Annotated in this window: 18 protein-coding genes; 5 read left to right on the top strand and 13 right to left on the bottom strand. The window is 54.0% G+C overall.

The window, feature by feature from the left end; genetic code table 11:
* Positions 1-57 precede the first annotated feature (57 nt).
* A complete protein-coding gene (locus tag AC0YOA_RS33985; RefSeq protein ID WP_475790350.1) occupies positions 58-930 on the top strand; it encodes an ATP-binding cassette domain-containing protein in 873 nt (290 codons plus the stop codon).
* Here AC0YOA_RS33985 and AC0YOA_RS33980 read toward each other — a convergent pair.
* Positions 887-2,254 carry a VWA domain-containing protein gene (locus tag AC0YOA_RS33980; RefSeq protein WP_475790349.1) on the bottom strand — a complete coding sequence of 456 codons (1,368 nt, stop codon included), beginning with the start codon at positions 2,252-2,254 and terminating at the stop codon, positions 887-889. The two genes, AC0YOA_RS33985 and AC0YOA_RS33980, sit on opposite strands and share 44 nt — an antisense overlap.
* Positions 2,255-2,648: 394 nt before the next feature.
* On the opposite strand from AC0YOA_RS33980, the gene AC0YOA_RS33975 reads away from it, so the two are divergent.
* A complete protein-coding gene (locus AC0YOA_RS33975; RefSeq protein ID WP_475790348.1) occupies positions 2,649-2,951 on the top strand; it encodes a hypothetical protein in 303 nt (100 codons plus the stop codon).
* 85 nt (positions 2,952-3,036) lie between these two features.
* On the top strand, positions 3,037-4,017 hold the full coding sequence (locus AC0YOA_RS33970; RefSeq protein WP_210045561.1) for a ribose-phosphate diphosphokinase: 981 nt from the start codon (positions 3,037-3,039) through the stop codon (positions 4,015-4,017).
* A gap of 100 nt (positions 4,018-4,117) precedes the next feature.
* Here the strand turns inward: AC0YOA_RS33970 and AC0YOA_RS33965 are convergent, their stop codons facing one another.
* Complete coding sequence (locus AC0YOA_RS33965) at positions 4,118-4,696, bottom strand: TetR/AcrR family transcriptional regulator (protein ID WP_210045560.1); 579 nt, start codon at positions 4,694-4,696, stop codon at positions 4,118-4,120.
* Between the two features lie 296 nt (positions 4,697-4,992).
* On the opposite strand from AC0YOA_RS33965, the gene AC0YOA_RS33960 reads away from it, so the two are divergent.
* Positions 4,993-7,905: an MMPL family transporter gene (locus tag AC0YOA_RS33960; protein ID WP_475790347.1), complete on the top strand. Its 2,913-nt coding sequence runs from the start codon at positions 4,993-4,995 to the stop codon at positions 7,903-7,905.
* Positions 7,906-8,180: 275 nt separating this feature from the next.
* Here the strand turns inward: AC0YOA_RS33960 and AC0YOA_RS33955 are convergent, their stop codons facing one another.
* From AC0YOA_RS33955 to fumC, 8 genes are all read right to left on the bottom strand, one after another.
* Positions 8,181-8,780 carry a hypothetical protein gene (locus AC0YOA_RS33955; RefSeq protein WP_475790346.1) on the bottom strand — a complete coding sequence of 200 codons (600 nt, stop codon included), beginning with the start codon at positions 8,778-8,780 and terminating at the stop codon, positions 8,181-8,183.
* 15 nt (positions 8,781-8,795) lie between these two features.
* A complete protein-coding gene (locus AC0YOA_RS33950; RefSeq protein WP_475790345.1) occupies positions 8,796-9,575 on the bottom strand; it encodes a LutC/YkgG family protein in 780 nt (259 codons plus the stop codon).
* Positions 9,562-11,193, bottom strand: a complete 1,632-nt coding sequence (locus tag AC0YOA_RS33945) for a LutB/LldF family L-lactate oxidation iron-sulfur protein (RefSeq protein WP_475790344.1) — start codon at positions 11,191-11,193, stop codon at positions 9,562-9,564. The genes AC0YOA_RS33950 and AC0YOA_RS33945 overlap by 14 nt, the downstream gene beginning before the upstream one ends.
* On the bottom strand, positions 11,193-11,921 hold the full coding sequence (locus AC0YOA_RS33940) for a (Fe-S)-binding protein (RefSeq protein WP_210045556.1): 729 nt from the start codon (positions 11,919-11,921) through the stop codon (positions 11,193-11,195). Before AC0YOA_RS33940 ends, AC0YOA_RS33945 begins: the two co-directional genes overlap by 1 nt.
* A gap of 123 nt (positions 11,922-12,044) precedes the next feature.
* Positions 12,045-12,779 carry a FadR/GntR family transcriptional regulator gene (locus AC0YOA_RS33935; RefSeq protein WP_475790343.1) on the bottom strand — a complete coding sequence of 245 codons (735 nt, stop codon included), beginning with the start codon at positions 12,777-12,779 and terminating at the stop codon, positions 12,045-12,047.
* 139 nt (positions 12,780-12,918) lie between these two features.
* Positions 12,919-13,881, bottom strand: a complete 963-nt coding sequence (locus AC0YOA_RS33930; protein ID WP_475790342.1) for an aldolase catalytic domain-containing protein — start codon at positions 13,879-13,881, stop codon at positions 12,919-12,921.
* A 98-nt stretch (positions 13,882-13,979) separates the two neighbouring features.
* On the bottom strand, positions 13,980-14,957 hold the full coding sequence (locus tag AC0YOA_RS33925; protein WP_475790341.1) for a VanZ family protein: 978 nt from the start codon (positions 14,955-14,957) through the stop codon (positions 13,980-13,982).
* Positions 14,958-15,451: 494 nt separating this feature from the next.
* The gene (gene fumC, locus AC0YOA_RS33920) at positions 15,452-16,834 is read right to left on the bottom strand and encodes a class II fumarate hydratase (RefSeq protein WP_475790340.1); all 1,383 of its coding nucleotides are present in this window, start codon (positions 16,832-16,834) and stop codon (positions 15,452-15,454) included.
* A 150-nt stretch (positions 16,835-16,984) separates the two neighbouring features.
* On the opposite strand from fumC, the gene AC0YOA_RS33915 reads away from it, so the two are divergent.
* Positions 16,985-17,179, top strand: a complete 195-nt coding sequence (locus tag AC0YOA_RS33915; protein ID WP_210045552.1) for a DUF2188 domain-containing protein — start codon at positions 16,985-16,987, stop codon at positions 17,177-17,179.
* Positions 17,180-17,362: 183 nt separating this feature from the next.
* Here AC0YOA_RS33915 and kduD read toward each other — a convergent pair whose 3' ends face one another.
* Genes kduD through kduI form a run of 3 tightly spaced genes read right to left on the bottom strand, consistent with a single transcriptional unit; the run spans position 17,363 to position 19,749 of the window.
* The gene (gene kduD / locus AC0YOA_RS33910) at positions 17,363-18,121 is read right to left on the bottom strand and encodes a 2-dehydro-3-deoxy-D-gluconate 5-dehydrogenase KduD (protein WP_475790339.1); all 759 of its coding nucleotides are present in this window, start codon (positions 18,119-18,121) and stop codon (positions 17,363-17,365) included.
* The gene (locus AC0YOA_RS33905) at positions 18,118-18,891 is read right to left on the bottom strand and encodes a DeoR/GlpR family DNA-binding transcription regulator (RefSeq protein WP_475790338.1); all 774 of its coding nucleotides are present in this window, start codon (positions 18,889-18,891) and stop codon (positions 18,118-18,120) included. Before AC0YOA_RS33905 ends, kduD begins: the two co-directional genes overlap by 4 nt.
* A gap of 27 nt (positions 18,892-18,918) precedes the next feature.
* Positions 18,919-19,749 carry a 5-dehydro-4-deoxy-D-glucuronate isomerase gene (gene kduI, locus AC0YOA_RS33900; RefSeq protein ID WP_210045600.1) on the bottom strand — a complete coding sequence of 277 codons (831 nt, stop codon included), beginning with the start codon at positions 19,747-19,749 and terminating at the stop codon, positions 18,919-18,921.
* Positions 19,750-20,003: the final 254 nt, after the last annotated feature.

Below are 20,003 nucleotides of genomic sequence, written 5' to 3'. Positions count from 1 at the left end.
CGGCCGGAAGCTGCTCATTTGCTCAGAGAACTCTACTTTATCAAAGGAGGAATCAAGATGCTGGAGCTCCAGCAAGTCATCTGGCGCGCGGCCGGTGCGGATTTCCAGCTGCGGATTCCCAGATTGGCCGTTAAGCCTGGCATTACGCTGCTGGTCGGCCGCAACGGCGCAGGGAAATCCTCTTTGCTGAAGCTGCTGGCTACCGCCCAGTTCCCTGCTGCCGGTGAAATCCGCTACGACGGGCTGACCGCTGAACGGGATTTGCCCGTTATAAGGTCCATGATCGGATTTGTGCCTACCGGGATTGAGCTTTACGAGGAGATGAAAGCCGCCAGGCTGCTGCATTATCTGGCAGAGCTCAAGGGAGGCGCGGACGAGCTTCATCTGGATTATTTGATGAATGCTTTTCATATCGCGCCCTATAAGACCCGCAAAATCAAAACGCTTGCACAAGGCATCCGGCAGCGGATTGCACTTGCACAAGCGTGGATTGGATCACCTGCCTATATTTTTCTGGATGAGCCGCTCAATGCGCTTGATTCTCTGGAAAGGCTGCGGTTCATCCGTTTTATGGCCTCGCATGCCCGCAACCAGACGATTATCGTCTCCACGCATGAGCTTAATGAATGGGAGGCGTGGGCAGACCAGGTGATCTGGCTGGATAACGGGCGGATCCGCTATTACGGCTCAATCGGGGACTGGCACAGCGGCCTGCCCTTATCGGTCTGGGAGGGGCAGCTTGATCATAACGCATACAGCAAGCTTGATCCTGACGTCATTCTCCAGGTGAGTACAGAGGAACAGGTTTACACGGTCCGTTGTATCGGCGATACGCCTCCAGCTGCTCATTTCATGAAACAAACGACTACAATCGAGGATGCTTATTTCATTCGCTGCCGCTGTTTTGACCCGATTCACAATATCGGTTAATCACGTCCACCAACAGATTATTCAGCGCTTTGACTTCATACTCCCCCACTGCCGGCTCCAGATGATCGCCCCCGATTCCGCTGTGGTCTGTAAGAAAAATATACGTCCCTCCTGTGGATACGGCCATGAAACGCATCAAATATTCCGTGTTCACGTCAACGCCGCTGGAGGCAATGGGTATGATCCGGATGCCTTGGCTTGCCGCCTCCTGGGCCAATTTCTGCATTCGCTTCACAATGGAGCTGTCGTGATGAGGAGGCGCATCCAGTACTAGAAACAGCAGCCTTGCCCGCGCCTCTTCGCTCCACTCATGGTCATTAATGGAGCTGTCCAGCGCCTGGTCCACCGCTTCCGGAAAATCCCCGCCGCCATTTGCCCGCTGCTCCGAAATTTGCTTTACGGCCTTCTCGACATCCTCGGTGAACGGGTAGGGCTTCACGACATAATCGTCGCCTTCATCACGGTAAAAGTTCGTGCTGACCCTTATTCCGAGCTGCTGCCCGTTATCGTCCTCGACCTGCTGAACGACATCCTTCAGCTCGGTTTTCAAATAATTCAGCTCATCGCCCATTGAACCGGTTGTATCCACAACCAGCATCAGATCAAGCGCATTCGAGACCGGCACACCCTGATCCAGCTTGATTTCAAGGGCGCTGTTCCGGCTCCGTGGAATATCCACATTTTCAAAACGCTTCGTTTGGCCCCCTGCCTTCACTTCAACCAGATAATTGTCCCGATTTCCCTGCTGCTCGAATAAATCGGCAAATAGGGACGTTGTGCCGTTCGCATCGGTCCGGGCTTCCCAGACGGATTGCCCGTTATGGCCTATCACGGCGACTTCCGCATCCGGGACCGGACGGCCATCGCCGGTTACCTTTACCTGCAATCGTTCAAATTGAAAAAAAGACCAGTATCTGCGGTTATCCGCGCCTTCAGAGGTGTCCAGAAGCTCCTCCCACTCGCTCCAGCGGTCAAGATCATTCCATTCGCCCGCGGTCAGCATGCCCGCCTGGGGCTCGGGTGTCTGGCGCCGATCCGGTTCTTCAAACGGCCTGCTGCTGTCTGAATGCTCCTCGGAAGAACTCACAGCGCGGTCGCCCGCCGCCGGCTCGGACATGCTGTCCGTTGTCGCATTTCCGGCTGCAGCCTCCTTCCCCTCCTGCGAATGATCAGCTGATGAAGCCGTGTTCATACTGTCATTCCGGCTGCTGTCGCTCTCATTGGACGAACAGGCGGCGCCGAGCACCAGTACTCCAATGAAGAGACCAACTACCCCCAGTAATCTCATTGCAGATAAAGCTGCATTCTCTGTTTTCTTCGGCATCCCAACTTCCCCCTTGTCAACTGGATAAACTTCCTCGAAAACCAACCTCTGTATATTTATGGATGGCTTTGAACTAATCGACGTTTCCAGATTGGGAATTGTTGCAAAGATAGCAGGAGTGTGAAAATTTTAAGTCCATGATTTATGGAATGAGCGTATAAATATCGAAACAAACGTATTTTTTTCGACATTTATCCTGTAGTATAAGAAGAAAAGGTAAAGGCCAGGTTTATGGCCTGACTTTTCTTCTGAAAGAAAAGGTAAAGGCCAGGTTTATGGCCTGACTTTTCTTCTGAAAGAAAAGGTAAAGGCCAGGTTCATGGCCTGCTTTTTCTTCTGAAAGAAAAGGTAAAGGCCATCTAAAAGAATCATAAGGGTTTAAGGAGGCAGCATCTTGGAGACTTATATGCTGGCGGAACTTACTATTGCGCGCAATGGCGCATCAACCAGACTCGTATTTACCTCCGCACAGCTTGTTATTGTCACGGAAGCCGGATTCCGGCTGTGGTATATTGATCTCGATGGCATAACCCAAACCTCTCTACTGCGCGAATTTGAGCAGAGTGAGGATATTCGTGTGGATTTAAGCGGCGTCACCCTGGGAGGGCGGGCCTTCAAGGCCGTCGGATACCTTCATCCCAATACGAAGCATCATGCGGCGGCCATTCGCGGTGACGGCGTTCTTCCCGGTTTTTGACAGCAGCGCCGCCGCCTGAACTGATTGTTTCCCTTACATCATCGACAGCCTTTTCATTCATATCCTAAAACCCCGGAGGAATCTTATGAATCACAATGAAATAAAAATATTTGCCGGCAGCTCAGGACAAGCCTTTGCCCAAAAAATGTGCCGCTATATAGGGGTAGAGCTTGGTCATTCCGAAGCGCTGACCTTCTCCGATGGCAACACGTTTGTCCGAATTGGTGAAACCGTCAGGGATAAGGATGTCTATCTGGTGCAATCCATCGGTGTAAAGCCGAATGACGAATTTGTGGAAATTTTGTTCTGGATCGATGCGTTCAAACGCGCCAGCGCCAATTCCGTGACGGTGATCATGCCCTATTTCAGCTATGCCAAGGGCGACAAGAAGGATGAGCCGAGGGTATCGATAAGAGCAAGAGTATGCGCGGAATCCATAGAGCTTGCCGGGGCCGACCGGGTGGTGGCCATGGATCTGCACAGCCACCAGATTCAGGGCTTTTTCAAAAAGCCGGTGGATCATCTGTTCGCCCTGCCGGTTCTGTGCGAAGCTGTGAAGCAGATGAAGCTGCAGGATATGGTCGTTGTCTCTCCCGATGCCGGCTTTGCCAAGCAGGCCAGGAAATTTGCCAATAATCTTGGCACTTCGATCGCAATCGGCGACAAGACGAGACATGATCATAATGAAGCAGCCGAAATGATGGAGATTATCGGGGATGTTCAAGGCAAGACCGCTTTGATCGTGGACGACTTCTCCTTGTCGGGAGGCACTTTAATTGAGCTCGCCAAATGGCTGAAAATCAAGGGAGCCACCCGCATCGTCGCCTGTCTTTCCCATCTTGCCTTCACCGAGGCGGCTGTCCGCAAGCTGGAAGAAAGCCCGATCGAATTTGTTATCGGAACGGACTCGGTTGAGAATCCGAATCTGGCTTGCTCCAGCAAAATCAAAATTGTCTCCGTCGCGCCTCTGTTTGGCGAAGCCATTGGCCGTATTCACCGGAGCGAATCGGTCAGTCCGTTATTTGAAAAGGTGCCCCTTACCGTCATTCCCTCATCCTTTGAATAATAAGCACCCTGAAGAAAAATAAGATGCAAGCCTATATTGGCAGCAAAAGGCCCCGCCGGCATGAATCATAAACCGGCGGGGCTTTTGCTGTCGGAGGAAATTATCCTGCAATTCCTTTGAAAAACAAATCGAAGGTGAGCGCCATCTGCTCGTCAATCGGCTCATCGTCGTCGGACATGGACCACATGACCAGTGTTCCAAAATACGTCTGCAGCGCAAGCCGCCCCATCATTGCGGCAGGCATATCCTGGCGCAGCTCCCCGCTTTCCTGACCGAGAACAATCGTCGGAACAATGACCTCAAGCATTTCCTCCACCATGCAGTTGTGCTTGACTAGCGCGGCTCCTCCCGCCAAATCCGCTTGAAACATCGCCCTCGTCAACGATTTATTAAGGGGGAATTGCTGGACCATCTGAAAGATCAGCATTCTCAGGCGAGGTATAAGCGGACCTGGCTTCGCTTTCAGCTTCGCGATTTCCGTCATGACGAATACACCCTGCAGCTCATGTATAAGATCCTCCTTGGAGGCAAAATAATTAAAGAACGTACCCTTGGCGACACCTGCGAGCCTGGCAACCTGCTCTATGGTCGTATGTTCGTAGCCCTGCTCGGAAAACAGCGAATATGCAGCATCCTGTATCCGTATTCGCGTTTGTTCCTTTTTTAGTTCCCGATTCATGTCAGCTGGTTCTCCTCGCTTCGTGTTCTGGATAGCAACATGCTAGCCTTAGTTTACCATACTTGACTTGATAGCGTAAACATTTATGACCTTCGGTTCATTTATTCATCTTTTTTCCTGATATCTATTATTAAAACAAAGACAAACCCTATTATTATCAAAGAAATTTCACATAATAAAATTATGACCGTAAGTACAATATTATTGATTTTATTTTTAATATCGGCTATAACTATTCATATGGATCGTGAATTTGTGAATAAGACTGAATGTGAGACAGATGGGGAGGAACTAACATGACAGAACGCTTTGTCCGCGGTCTGGCCCGTGCGAAGTGGATCGTATTGATCGCTTGGCTGGTCATAACGGTGGTCGCCATGCTCGGACTGCCAGACCTGCAGTCGATCGTGCGCAAGACCGAACAGAAATTCATACCGGCGGACTCCGAATCGGTAGTGGCCAAACAAATGCTGGAACAGATTGCTCCGGAATCAACGACGAAGTCCAGCGCCATTGTCGTTTATTCACGGGAAACGGGCCTGACCAAGGACGATCAGGCCTGGCTCGAGAAGAAAGCCGCCGAGCTTCGCGAATTAAGCGGAAAGGAAGGGTTCAAGTCGGTTCAGTCCGCTTACGATACCCCTGAACTCGCCACTAAATTCCGCAGCAAAGACGGAACCACAGAGATGTTTATCGTCGGCTTCGACCGGGTCGAGAACGATACAATCACCCAGGAAGCCGTAGACAAGCTGAACGGGAAAGTGCAGGGCGCGCCTGCCGGAAGCCAGGTTTCTCTGACAGGCAGCGCTCCTATCGCCAAGGACTTTCAGAAAAGCTCGGAGGAAGGCTTGAAGAAGACAGAGCTTCTTACCGTAGGACTGGTGCTCATTATCCTGTTCATCGTCTTCCGCTCGCCCGTGACCCCATTTATTCCGCTGCTGACCATCGGCATGTCGCTTGTAATCACACGCGGCCTGGTGGCACTGGCAACCGATTACGGAATGCCTGTCTCCTCCTTCACGGAATCCTTCCTTATTGCTGTGCTTTTTGGAGCCGGAACGGATTATTGCATCCTTCTCATCCAGCGGTTCCGCGAGGAGCTCAGCCGCGACGGGGAAAAAGTCGAAGCGCTGGTGCGCACCATGAAGAGCGTTGGCAGAACGGTGGCTTTCTCCGCCAGCACGGTATTCGTCGCCTTCTTCCTGATCGGCTTCGCCCAGTTCGGACTGTATCAGTCCGCAGTGGGCGTATCCATCGGGGTAGCCGTAACCCTGATCGCGGGCCTCACTTTGACCCCCGCGCTGCTGATGATCTTCGGCAGCGCCACGTTCTGGCCATCGAAAGTAAAGAGCGGTCAGGGGCATGGCGAATCCAGACTGTGGACCGCAATGGCTTCCCTTGCCGCGCGGAGGCCGGTAGCCGTACTGCTCGTCACGGTTATTGTGCTTGCGCCGGTTACGCTGTTGTTCGAGGGCAAACGCTCCTTCGACGATATCGCCGAGATCGACCCCAGCCACAGCTCGGTGCAGGGCTTCCGCCAGGTTGAGCACGCATTCGGCTCCGGAGAGGTATTCCCGGTGTCGATCGCGCTTACCTCTTCCGGTTCCATGCGGACGCCGGAAGCGCTGGCTGCGATTGAAACCGCGAGCGCAAGCCTATCTCAGCTGGAGGGTGTTCAAGAGGTGCGCAGCGCCATCCGGCCGCTCGGCGAGCAGCTCGCCGACTTAACCGTACCCAATCAGCTGACCCAGGCTACAGAAGCGCTGGATGAGATGAAGAACGGGGTCGATAAGATTGCGGATGGCTTAACGAGCGCAAGCGGCTCCATTACAAACGGTCAGGGCGATATCGGCAAGCTGGCGAGCGGACTTCGAACGATGGCGGCCCAGACAACCAAAGCCAAGGAAGGGCTGGACCAAATCTATGGCGGCTTGAGGGATACAGCCAAGGGCTCCGATCAGGTGGCTGGAGGGTTATCGCAGAGCGCCAAGCTTGCCGATTCCATGAGCGGGGATCTTCAAAAGCTGCTTAAAGCGCATCCCGAGCTTGCAGAGGATGCCAATGTGAAGGCGCTGCTCGGCAAGCAGCAGGGATTGAGCGGAGGCTTGAAGAATTTGACCAAGGGAGCCTCAGCCATCCAGCAGGGCTTCAGCCAATTGAACCCCGGTGTCGCAGGCGTCTCCGGCGGACTTGGGCAGCTGGCAGAGGGACAATCGCAGGCGGCCGATGGCGCCGCCAGGCTGAAGGGCGGCTTAAGCGAGCTAACCAGCGGTCTGAATGACGGCGCCAAGGGACTTTCCGACATCTCAACGGGATTGACGCAGGTCAAGGATGCCCAGACGGTGATCGGCGGCAGCCAGATTCCGGGCTGGAATTTGCCCAAGGAAGCGCTGGACAGTCCCGAACTGCAGCAGGCGCTCGAATATTACATGTCCGAAGACGGCAGGACGACGAAGGTAGACGTGATCCTCTCGGTTAATCCTTACTCGGAGGAAGCGCTTGTTACCGTGGATAGTCTGCGTGATACCTTGCGGCAGAGTCTGGCTAAAAGCGCCATCGCCGACCCGCAAATACGGGTAAGCGGCACCTCTGCGCAGATCGAGGAGCTGAAGGGCATTTCGCAAAATGATTTCACGCGTACAGGAACGCTTGTCCTGCTCGGCATTTTCATCCTGCTGATGATTCAGCTCCGCTCCTTCCTTGCGCCGCTTTATGTGCTGCTCTCGCTGGGCTTCAACTATTTCGTCACGATGGGCCTCGTTGAATTCATCTTTGTCCGGCTGCTCGGGCAGACGGGCTTGTCCTGGAGCGCTTCGTTCTTTATCTTCCTCATCATCGTTGCGCTCGGAGTCGATTACAGCATCTTCCTGATGGCGCGCTTCAAGGAAGAATACCGCCCCGGCGGAATAGCTTATGCGGTGTCCCGGGCCATGTCCACGACCGGGGGAGTCATTATTTCCGCAGCGGTCATTATGGGTGGCACCTTCGCCGCGCTGATGCTCTCCGGCGTGAATACGCTGCTGCAGATCGGGGCAGGCATCGTGATCGGTCTGGTGCTTTATTCCACCGTCTTCATGGGGCTTGTGGTGCCGGCTCTGGCTAATCTCGTCGGCGAAGCCAACTGGTGGCCGTTCAATAGACGCCGCCGTGAATCCGCACCGGCCGTATCCGGAGACGCAGCCAAAGCGCACAACGTTCGTACGGAATAATCCTGCAGGAATGAAGAAACGGCTGTCGCAAGTCCCTCTGCGGGGGCAGAAGCTTTCTTCCCTCAGAAAAAGCAGCAAACTAAGGCAGATTTATTTCATATTTAAGAAGAACTAACTTCGCCGTCCTATGGAGGCAAAGTTAGTTTCTTTCTCAAAAATAAAAGATAAGGCACATTTTATACTTTCTTCTTACACATCATTTAAGAAAAGCCTTGGCTCCAACCCTTTATGCGGGGTGAGCCAAGGCTTTTGCGTCTGGTTAAGGAGAGAGGTTATTATTTGGTTGCAGCTGTCACAGTGAAAGCAAGCAGCTCTGAGAGCTCAATCCGCTGAATCATTTCCAGCACCTTTCGCGTCTCTTCCTGCTCCCTGCCGCGCTCCTGGGCTGCGATGGCATCGGTCAGCACCTGTGCCCGCCAGACCTGCGCGTCCCTGATTGCCTTCAATGCCTCACGCACGGCCCCTTGCGGCAGCTTCTCCAGATCAACGTCGGTCCGCAAATAATCGCTTACCCTGACCTGTATATTCGCCTGCGACAAATGTGCCCCGGCGCGGTGAAACCAGTAGCTGGCATTCGAATAATCGCCTTCCATCCGGTGCATGATGCCATGCCAGTAACTGCCCGTACTGTCATCTTCTATTTCCTGCGAATAGGAATGCGACTCGTCCAAACTGTCATTGCACAAATGAAGGCCCGCCTTCAGCGCAATCATCGCCTTGTCCACGGCCGCATGGGCTGTGGGGGTGGTGAAATCCAGGCTCTCGATCTCAGCGCTCAGCGCCGGGTCCCACACCGATGCGGGGGAAAGCTTCTGCGGCTCCTGACGCGACTGAATACGATCGGTAATGCGCTTCAATTGTTCATGATTGGACATAATAATCGCTCCTCTTTATTGAATGATAATCGCGTACACGCTGCCCGGCCCGTGTATGCCAATGGTCAAATCGTTCTCGATATCGGCGCTCCGGCTTGGTCCCGTGATCAGATTCAGGGAAGATGGCATCGCCGCCGCGTCCGGATGAAGCGCACGGAAGAGCTGGAACGCATCTCCCATGCGGGTCACGATCTGGTCTGCCCGGAAGACCGCGAACAGAACCTCTGTCAGCAGGCTGACCGAACGGCCTTTGCCGCCTTCGCTGAACAAGGCGAGCGTGCCGGTATTGGCGATCACGCTGTCCGGCCAGACAATCCCGAGGCGGCTTTGCTCGGCTGCCTGCAGCAGTCCGCTGCGCTTTGCCCAGTTGCCGTCGGGCCCGGTCGGCAGGTCGCGCGGCTTCACATCAGCTTCGCCGCCTTCGCGCCAGATCAGGGATTCAATGCCCCCTCCGCGCAGCGTCTCATCCAGTCCAAGGGCATTCAGGCCGTCATGATTCCAGCGCACGGTGCGGGTAATATCATGATCCTGGCAAACCTGCAGCAAATACTGGCCGATGGTATGCGGTGCATCCTCTTCGTCTACGAGCAGAACCTTGCCGCTCAGCGCCGTCCAGTTGGCGATAAATGCATCCAGGCGCTCTTCCGCCGTCAGCTCGACTGCCCGATAGTGATCGGGCACGCCGCGGATCGGCTTCACAGGCGGCGTACTCATCGGGCTCTTGCGCCCGAGATTATTGGCGATCCGCTTCATAAACTCTTCTTTACCATGCATTATACCATTAGTTGGCGCCATGGCTACCGCCTCCTTTGCGGTTTTTCTGCTGAATCGCTTCAGCTCTTGCTTGGGCTCCTGCAGCATCCGCCTTCACCGGTGCTTTGCCGCTTTGCAAGTCAGCCTTGGCTTTGGCGGCAAGCTCAGCCTGCAGCGCGGCCCATTTGTCGCGGAATTTCTGCTTGGGCAGCATCGGCATGAAGCGTGACTGGGTCCAGCCAGACAGCGGCGGCGGCCCGCTCTTGATGAAGCCATTGCGGACAAGCGGCTTCTGCAGATAATAGCCGGCTTTGGTCGCCAGCTTGAAAAGCGTGACATTGCCGAACATCGTTTCGTATGCTTTGAAGGCCACACGCTCCGGCAGTCCGGTCAGCTTCATCTTCACCTTGCGGTGACGGAGGTGCACCAGCATGTCATGCAGCGGAATCTTCACCGGGCATGCTTCGTAACAAGCGCCGCAAAGGCTAGATGCATAGGCGAGAGTTCCCGCTTCCTTCATATCCTGCTGCAGGAGCGGCGTCAGAACGGCGCCGATCGGGCCGCTGTAAACGGACCCGTACGTATGTCCGCCGACGTTGCGGTAGACCGGACATACATTCAGGCAGGCTGCGCAGCGGATGCAGTTCAGCACATCCTGGAAGATGGGATCGCCCAGCTGGCCCGAGCGGCCATTGTCCAGAATAATAACATGCAGCTCCTCAGGGCCGTCCAGGTCCTGCGGTCCTTTCTTGCCCGTCAGAATCGACGTATATGCGGTCAGCTTCTGCCCGGTCGCACTGCGCGCCAGCAGGTTGAGCACCACCTCAAGATCCTCGAAGTTCGGCACCAGACGCTCCATCCCCATCACCACGACATGCACCTTCGGGATCGTCGTAACCATCCGTCCGTTCCCTTCATTGGAAACGAGCGAGATCGAGCCTGTCTCCGCTACGCCGAAGTTGCAGCCTGTAAGGCCAATATCCGCCTCAAGGAAGTAATTGCGCAGCTTCTTCTTGGCATATTGGGCCAAAATCTTCGTTTCCGGCTCGAAGGGATGTCCGGAATCCGCCTCGAACAGATTGGCGATCTGCTGTTTGTTCTTATGAATGGCGGGAATAATCAGATGGGAAGGCGTTTCTTTCGCCAGCTGCAATATATATTCGCCAAGATCCGTCTCAATCGCTTCGATACCTTCATCCTCAAGAGCGTGATTCAAATGCATTTCTTCCGATACCATCGATTTCCCTTTGGCAACGAGCTTGGCATTACGGCTCTTGGCAATATCCATGAAGGTGCTGACAGCCTCATCGCCGGTCTTGCAGAAATACACGTTGCCGCCGTTCTTCACGACATTGTCGGAGAACTGGCCCAGATAATAATCCAGGTGCGAAATCGTATGCTCGCGGATAGCGCGTCCGCGTTCCCTCCATGCTTCCCAATCTCCTAATACATCAGCGGCGCCCAGCCGTCCGTTGCGGAGCTTATCGGTTGTGAAGGCCACGGCTTTGCGCAAAAAATCATCCTTGAGCGCTGCGCGTGTCCGCTTCTTCAGCTCGGAGCCGATTGGCGACAGCACATGCTCATGATGCCCCTTGCCGGGGGTGGTAGGTGATTGCGGCTTTTCCCGATCCTCAGTCAATTGATCCGTTGTCCGACTCATTATGCGCGTCTCCCTTCGTCCAGCAGCTGCGCCAGATGCATGACCCGCACAGGCTTGCCTTCCTTGTTCAGCCGGCCTCCGATGTTCATCAGGCAGCCCATATCCGTACCCACCAGCACCTCTGCGCCGGTCTGGGATACGCAGGCGGCTTTATCGCACACCATCGCCTCCGACATGTCGGCCATCTTGACCGCGAAGGTACCGCCGAACCCGCAGCAATCCTGCTTGCGCGGAAGCTCGGTAAAGGCGATATCCTTAACGGCGCCGATAAGTTGAAGCGGTTCCTCGCTTACGCCGAGCAATCGCATGGCATGACAGGACGGGTGGTAAGTGACCGTATGCGGGAACGAAGCGCCGACATCGGTTACGCCCAGCACGCTGACAAGGAACTGCGAGAATTCATAGGTCTTCTCCACGAGAGCAGCCGCCTTCGCCTTCCACTCCGGTTCGTTCTCGAACAGGTACGGATAATAATGATGCACCATTCCGGTGCAGGAGCCAGACGGAGAAACCACGTAGTCGCTGTGCTCGAATGCCCGGATCAATCCTCGTGCGACCTCGCGCGCTTCATCCTGATATCCGCTGTTGAAGGCCGGCTGGCCGCAGCACAGCTGGGCTTCGGGAAAATCAACCTCGCAGCCGTAATCGCTGAGCACACGAACGACGCTTTCCCCCACTTCCGGGTATAGCGTGTCGGCAAGACAGGTTATGAATAAGGATACTTTCATCTGTAGACGAGTCCCCTCTCGTTGTATGCGTTTTATTTTCTAATATCAGCTTATCAGACATGTGGATAAAAATAAAGGGCAAATTATTAAGCCCGTTAACCTCTTTGAGCTTCCCAATTGCCTTCATTCTTGACCCTCTGCCGTATCTTCTCCCAAATATGCGCGGAGCACCCGCTCGACATGGGTAAGATGCGTGCGCATCCCTTTCTCCGCTCCTGCCGGATCGCGATCCTCCATGGCCTTGTAGATGGCCTCATGCTCCTCCCAGAGCTGAACGGAGACCTGCCTGCTGCCATAGATCTGAATCCGCCGCGCTTCGCGGATGGCCGCTTCCATCTGCGAGGATATCGTATCCAGCAGCCGCATCATAATCGAATTATGCGTTGCTTTGGCCAGCAGCCGGTGAAATTCGATATCGGCGGCTTCCCCTAATGCTTCGTCGCCCAGATGCTCCTGCATCGATTGCAGCAGCTGCCGGAATGCGGCGAGATCCTCATCCGTCCGGCGGTTAGCGGCAATTGACGCATTGCCCGCTTCCAGGGCAATACGGGCCTCCATCAGCTCGAAAATCGCTTCCCTGCTCAGCAGCAGCGAATCAAAGCTTGGCATCTTGATATCGGCCGATTCCACTGTCCGTACGTAACAGCCCTCACCCTGCCGGATATCAATGAGCCCCATCGCCCTGAGGGCGCTAAGCGCTTCCCGCATTGTCGAGCGCCCCACCTGGAATTGCTCCGACAGCTCCTTCGTGGAAGGGAGCTTCTCTCCGCTCTTCCATCCGCCCTCCAGAATAAACTGCTTTAATTGATCGGCGATCTGCTCATAGATCTTGCGGGTGGATATTTTGGCGAATGACATTTTACTCCCCCTGTCCATCAATTTATAGACCGCCCATTACAGCAAAAGGCTGCCCCGTCGAACAGAGCTGCCACATACGCTCTATTCGGACAGGACAGCCCTCGCTGGTCTTGATGCTTCCGGGACGTCGGGAATCTGCTTATTTGCTGTGCAGAACTTCCGGCGTCGTCAGCTTGTCGTAGAAATCCACGGCTTTGTCTTTGTCGGCCGAATCCCGCAGAGCCATTGCCGAGCGCGGATGCTCATCCAGCATGCCGGTAATCATGTAAGGAATGATATAACCCCACTCTTCCTTCTCGCGAAGCGGGATCATATAATTCTCGATCATATCCAGTACCGGACGCACATTGTATTTAACGTTTTTCAAGTGGGCAACCAACAGCTCTGTCGGGCAGTTGCCCGCCGCGCGGCCCATTCCGTAGACGGATGCGTCAAGCAGCTCGACGCCCTTCTCGGCGGAGATCAGCGTATTCGCAAAGGCCAGCTGCATATTGTTATGCGTATGCACGCCAAGGCGTTTGCTTAACAGATGCTTTTGGAATTTCTCAATCAGGTAACTGAAATCATTCGGATCCAGGCTGCCGTAGGAATCAACCACGTAAACCACGTCTACTACGCTGGCTTCAATCAGCTCAAAAGCTTCGAGCAGCTGGTTCTCCATAACATTGGAGAGGGCCATAATGTTAATCGTTGTCTCATAACCGCGTTCGTGGAACACATTCACCAGTTCAAGCGCCTTTTCTACATCCTGGATGTAGCAGGCGACGCGGATCAGATCAAGCATGCTTTGCTCGCGAGGCAAAATATCGTTCTCGTCCACGCGGCCGATATCGACAAGCGCCGACAGCTTCGTGTTCAGCTTCTGTGGAATAACCTTGTGCAGGAATTCGTCGTCCAGAAAACGCCAAGGTCCCGCAGATTCCGCGCCTTTCAGCAGCTTGGGCGAGTTTTTGTAGCCAACTTCCATATAATCAACGCCCGCTTCATTCAAGCTGTTATACAGATGCTGAACGAATTCGACACTGAAATCCCAGTTATTAACGAGTCCGCCGTCGCGAATGGTACAGTCGACGATTTTGCAATGATTTGTTTTAGCATTCATATACATATGTGGCTCCTTTAGCGTAGCTTGTCTTTTCTATTCATGATACTTGAAAACGATCATGAACGCAAAGCCAAATTGTCCAAAATAACCGGCTGTCAGGATTCCTTTACGCGGGAAACGCTGTCGTCATTTGTCATGATAACATGGCGGGTGCCGCTCCATTTCTCGTAAAAAAGCTGTTTGTCGCCCCTGAACATTTTCAACAGGACATGGATCGCCAGCACAATATCAACTACAACGGCAGCCCCTATGTACAGAAGCGTCGGAAGCCATCCCTGGTCCGTTATGGCACCGCTGATGATAACCGCATTCATACCGCCAAGCAGCGCATACAGCAGACCGTAACGGACAAGCAATTCACTCAGCCTCGGCCTGCCTCCTCTGCCTTGAAGCCGAATCCGGACAATCCATTTGCCAAATGTCCGTCCTCCTGTAAGGAAAGGCATCATTATATAGTAAGCAAGCAGAAGCAAAATCGTGACCGCAGGCTTCCCGCTGTGCAGAGATGCAAGCAGAAACGGGAGCAGGACAATCCCGTCCAGCTGGAGCGCCACCCATCGATGGATATAGCCCACCTGCTTGGCCGCCAAATCGATATTTTCGTCCAATCGGGACAGATCCGGGAGAAATCTTGTCAATAACGGGGCAATGCTGTAGCCGAGCATCCCGCCGGCCGTATTCAGCATCAAGTCATCCACATCAAAAAGCCGGTAAGGACAATCGTAGATGCCATACAAGCCCGTAACCTGGGTGATCTCGAAAAAAAGCGACAGCGTAAAAGAAAGAATCAGCGCAGCAGCAGCGTGACGGCGAAAATAATACCGCAGAAACAGTCCAAATGGAACAAGCAGCGCAATATTCAAAGCCGCCTCCAAAAACGCCCGCTCCGTAACCAGCCTCCAATAGCTCAGCGGCATGCCGGCTACAGCCTGCGTCTCCCTCAGCATGTCCCGGATGAACTGAAAAGGAACGAACGACGCTGCCGGACCTGCTGCTCCGGAGCAGATATGCCGGTTGGCCGGAAGCGGCAAAATAACCAGGTACAACGCGGTCAGCATGTACAAAAGCAGCAAATAAAGGACAACCAGACGGATTTTATTAATATAGCCGTATCTCCTGTATTGCACAATCAGAAAAGGCAGTGTAAAGAAGAATGCCAGTACAGGGAAGCTGATCAGCGCATATCGAACAGGCAGTAAGTAATTGTCCAGCGCGAAATGGATGGTGGCTCACCTCCTTGCATCGGAGCGACTTTATTCGCCATGCACCTATGATACTACGATGCGCATATCCGGCGAATTGATTCTTCTTACAATCAAGCCGCGAAGCTTGCAGGAATGTAAGAAACCTGCAGATGCCAGTCCCTGTAATTGTTCCCAAAGAGCAAGCATCTTGTCTGAAGCTGCAAAATAAGAAGAACCGTCTGTCGCCGTACTCTGGAGGCAAAGTTAGCCTCTTCCTCAAAACGATCAGAAAAAGACAAGACACCCCTTCTACTTTCTGAATATCTTCAAAAAGGCAGAGCCTCAAAGAAGCGCTCTACCTTCATTAATCAACCGGTCCATGATCAAATCATATCTTCAGCGCGGACGACCTCGTCAAACTTCTCGGCGGTGATCAGACCGCTGCGGACAGCGGCTTCCCGCAGGGTAAGCCCTTCTTTGTGCGCAGACTTGGCGATGGTCGCCGCATTCTCGTAACCGATATGCGGGTTAAGGGCTGTGACCAGCATAAGCGATTTGTTCAGATTGTTTGCGATGGCGTCGCGGTTGGCCTCGATTCCCACAGCGCAGTGCTCATCGAAGGAACGGATCGCGTCTGCGAGCAGCCGTGCGGACTGCAGGAAGTTGTGGATTATAACAGGCTTGAACACGTTCAGCTCAAAATTGCCCTGACTGGCGGCAAAGCCGATCGCCGCGTCATTGCCCATGACCTGGCATACCACCATGGTCAAGGCTTCGGCCTGGGTAGGGTTGACTTTACCCGGCATGATCGAGCTGCCCGGCTCATTCTCGGGAATGCTGATTTCGCCGATTCCGCAGCGGGGACCGCTTGCGAGCCAGCGCACGTCATTGGCGATCTTCATCAGATCCGCGGCCAGCGCCTTGAATGCGCCATGCACAAATACCAGCTCGTCATGGCTGGTCAGGGCATGGAATTTGTTCGGAGCGCTCTTGAATTTCTTGCCGGTGAGACGGCTGAGTTCCAGAGCGGCAAGCTCCCCGAACCGCGGGTCCGCATTCAAACCGGTGCCAACCGCAGTTCCGCCAATCGCCAGCTCGCGAAGCTCCTCGCTGCTGGTTCTGACATTGCGCTCCCCTTTCTCCAGCATCCGCACCCAACCGCTTATTTCCTGGCCAAGCGTCAGCGGCGTCGCGTCCTGAAGATGGGTCCGCCCGATTTTGATCACATCGGCGAACGCCTCGCTTTTGGCTTGGAGGGTTGCCTTGAGCCGGGCGATGGCGGGAAGCACGGTATCTTCCACCGTAATCAGCGCCGCAAGATGCATGGCCGTCGGAAAAGTGTCGTTGGAGCTCTGAGAACGGTTCACATCGTCATTAGGATGAATCTTCACATCGCCAGCGGCATCCTGCTGTGCCAGGAGCTGTCCGGCCCGGCGCGCTATCACCTCATTGACGTTCATGTTCGACTGTGTGCCGCTGCCGGTCTGCCAGACCGCCAGAGGAAATTCCCCAGTCCATTTGCCGGCAATAATTTCGTCGGCGGCATCCGAAATGGCCAAGGCCTTCGCTGCATCCAGCTTGCCAAGCTCCTTGTTTACGAGTGCGGCTCCTTTCTTCAAATAGGCAAAAGCGCTTATCAGCTCAACGGGCATTTTCTCCGTACCGATCTTGAAATTATTCAGGCTGCGCTCTGTTTGCGCTCCCCATAAACGGTCCGCGGGAACCTGAATCTCGCCCATCGAATCCTTTTCCGTTCTGAATTCCATTCTCGTCACCTTCTTTTTTAATTTGTACATGTCCATAATTATTTTACCTTAAAGCTGCCCGATAATCGATTTTTGCCGGACTTGCCTGTTTATCGCCGAGCAAAAAGGGCTAAATAAAGAGACAAGCCTAAACCGGAAGGAGGAACCCTTATGCCTTGGACCAAAGAGGATTACCCCGATTCCCTGAAAAACTTCATGGCTCCCGTGAGGGAGAAAGCGATCGAGATCGCCAATGCCCTGCTGAAGGACGGTTATGAAGAGGGCCGGGCGATTTCCATCGCCACCGCGCAGGCGAAGGAGTGGGCGGAGGACCATGACAAGCAGGTGCGGAAAAAAGGGCATTAGCCGCCCCTCCTGCATGCCGTTTCGCTTATTGGGCGATTCCGGTTCGAATGAATGTCTTGGGAAATTTAACTGCTGTCTCAAAGACAAAAGGGTGTCCTCCGGCATTTCGGAGGACACCCTTTTGTCTGACCGACGGGAGAGAGACTCGCAGCTCTCCTGCCTCTTAAGCTGTATGCCGGAGGCTCAGCGGTTCATCCAGCCGCCGTCCACGCACATCACATGGCCGTTCATATAGTCCGATGCGGCAGAAGCAAGCAGCACAACCGGCCCCTTCAGATCCTCGGCGCGGCCCCATCGACCCGCAGGGATACGCTCCAGAATCTGTCTGCTGCGGTCAGGGTCCTGGCGCAGCTGCTCCGTGTTGTCCGTGGCGATATAGCCAGGGGCAATGGCATTTACCTGCACGCCTTTGGAGGCCCATTCATTGGCTAAGGCCTTCGTTACACCCGCGACGGCGTGCTTGCTGGCTGTATAGCCCGGTACATTGATTCCTCCCTGGAACGAGAGCATGGAGGCGATGTTAATGATTTTTCCCGAACCCTGCCGGATCATTTCCCTTCCGGCCAGCTGGCTGAGGAAGAAAACCGCGTTCAGATTCACATTGATGACATCATGCCAATCGGCAGCCGCATGATCGGCAGCCGGCGTGCGCCGGATAATGCCGGAGTTGTTGACCAGAATATCGATTTTGCCGAAGGCGTCCATCGTTTGGTTTATGACGTCAGGCAGCCTGCTTTCGTCGGACAGATCTGCCTTGATGACAACGGATTTCCGGTTCAATGCCGCAATTTCCTGTACAATATCGGCCGGATTGGTCTGATTGGTTACAAGCGCCACATCGGCCCCGGCTTCCGCCAGCGCCATTGCAATGGCTTTGCCAATTCCCCGGGATGCGCCGGTGACGATAGCGGATTTGCCGGTCAAATCAAATAATGTACTCACTCATTCCCACTCCTGTCTGCCTGCTCAATATTTACCTGCAGAGCATGATATTTGCCCATTATGGAGCTATCCAGCCCGTCATCCGTAATAATCCGTTCCACTTCCGTCAGGGCGGCGAAGGTGAACAGCGCCCCCTTGTCGAATTTGCTGTGGTCGGCAACGCAGATCACCCGTCTGGAAGCCTCGATGAACATCCGCTTGATCGGTGCCAGCTCCGGCGTAAACACACTGAAGCCGTATTCCTCATGAATGCCAGTCGTGGACAGGAAAAATTTATGAATATTCATCCTGCTCACCCACTCCAGCGATTCCGGATGCAGCAGCAGGTTATGCTGCCGGTATCCCCCTGGAACGACAAGCCTGATCTGGTCGCGCAGCGCGAGCTCGCGGATAATCATGACATCGTTCGTAACGACCGTGAGCGGCTTGTTCTCAAGCCGCCTGGCCATCGCCAGCGTCGTGCTGCCGCCATCCAGAGCGATGATGTCGCCTGGCTCGATCTGCTTCAGCGCGGCAGCTGCAATGGATTCCTTGGCCTTCTCCAGCTTGTTGTTCGGATATACCAGCGGATAGATGTTCTCTTCGCTGGGCTCAAGCGGAACGGCGCCTCCATGCGTTCTCTTGAGCAGCCCTTTGGCTTCAAGCTTCTCCAGATCATCGCGGATCGTCTTCTCCGTGACATGCAGCGATGCGCTGAGCTCGGCCACTTTTACCGCTCCGCTTTGCTGCAGCTCGTCTATGATTTTTCGTTGTCTGGTTGCGGCCAGCATGAATTTGACGCTCCTTCCCAGTGGCTCCTACTTCAATGTATTCATCTGCACAATGTCCATATCCTTAAAGGTGTAATTCTCCCCGGCCATCGCCCAGATGAAGGAATAGTTCGAGGTGCCTGCGCCAGAATGAATCGACCAGGGCGGAGAAATAACCCCCTGCTCATTGGCAACCACAATATGACGCGTCTCTTCCGCCTGCCCCATCATGTGGAACACACGGGCATCCGCGTTCAGGTCAAAATACAGATAGGCTTCCATTCTCCGGTCATGCAGATGCGCAGGCATGGTGTTCCAGATGCTGCCCGGCTTGAGAATCGTAATGCCCAGCATCAGCTGGCAGCTCTGCAGGCCGCCTTCATGAATAAATTGATAGATCGTACGCTCATTCGATGTTTCCAGTGAACCCAGATGATTGGGATTGGCCTTGTCGATGGCCATTTTGCTTGCCGGCAGCTGATGGTGGGCATTGGCGGAGCAGAAATACAGCTTGGCCGGTTCTGCGGCATTCTCGCTTGCAAGCAGAACTTCTTTCGTCCCTTTTCCTACATAAAGAGCGTCTAGCCGGGCCAGGGAGTGCTTCTCCCCGTCGACGGTGATGACAGCGGGTCCGCCAAGATTAACGAAGCCCGCTTCGCGGCGCTCAAAGAAATACTCGGTCTTGAGCGTTTGCGGGGCCTCGAGCGCAAGCGGCTGCTCCGTGGGAACCGCGCCCCCGATAACCAAACGGTCATAATGGGTATAAGTCATATGAATATGTCCGGCTTCAAATAAGTTCTCAATGAGGAAATGCTTCCTCAGCGCTTCCGTATCATACCTTTTAACATCGTCCGGGTGTGAGGCATGGCGAATATCCATTTCCGTTTTCATTACTTATTTCCTCCTATAATGTTCGTTTTGGTTTGTTTATTATCATTATAGTATAGAAAGCGCTTTTTTGAAAGTGTTTTATATCAGCTGCCAGCCCTGTCCGGCAAAATAAAAAAACCTCCACGGCCACACTGAAGTGCACCCCTTAGAATAGACATTGGAAAAACCCCCTGGTTATTCCGATGAATTCTAAGGGGTGCATTTTTATGGCGATTAAAGGACAAAAGTATCAATACTATCCA

This window comes from Paenibacillus sp. JT22N12, from assembly GCF_056269365.1.
Note: the sequence above shows the minus strand (reverse complement) of the source record. Positions and strands in the feature narration are given on the sequence as shown.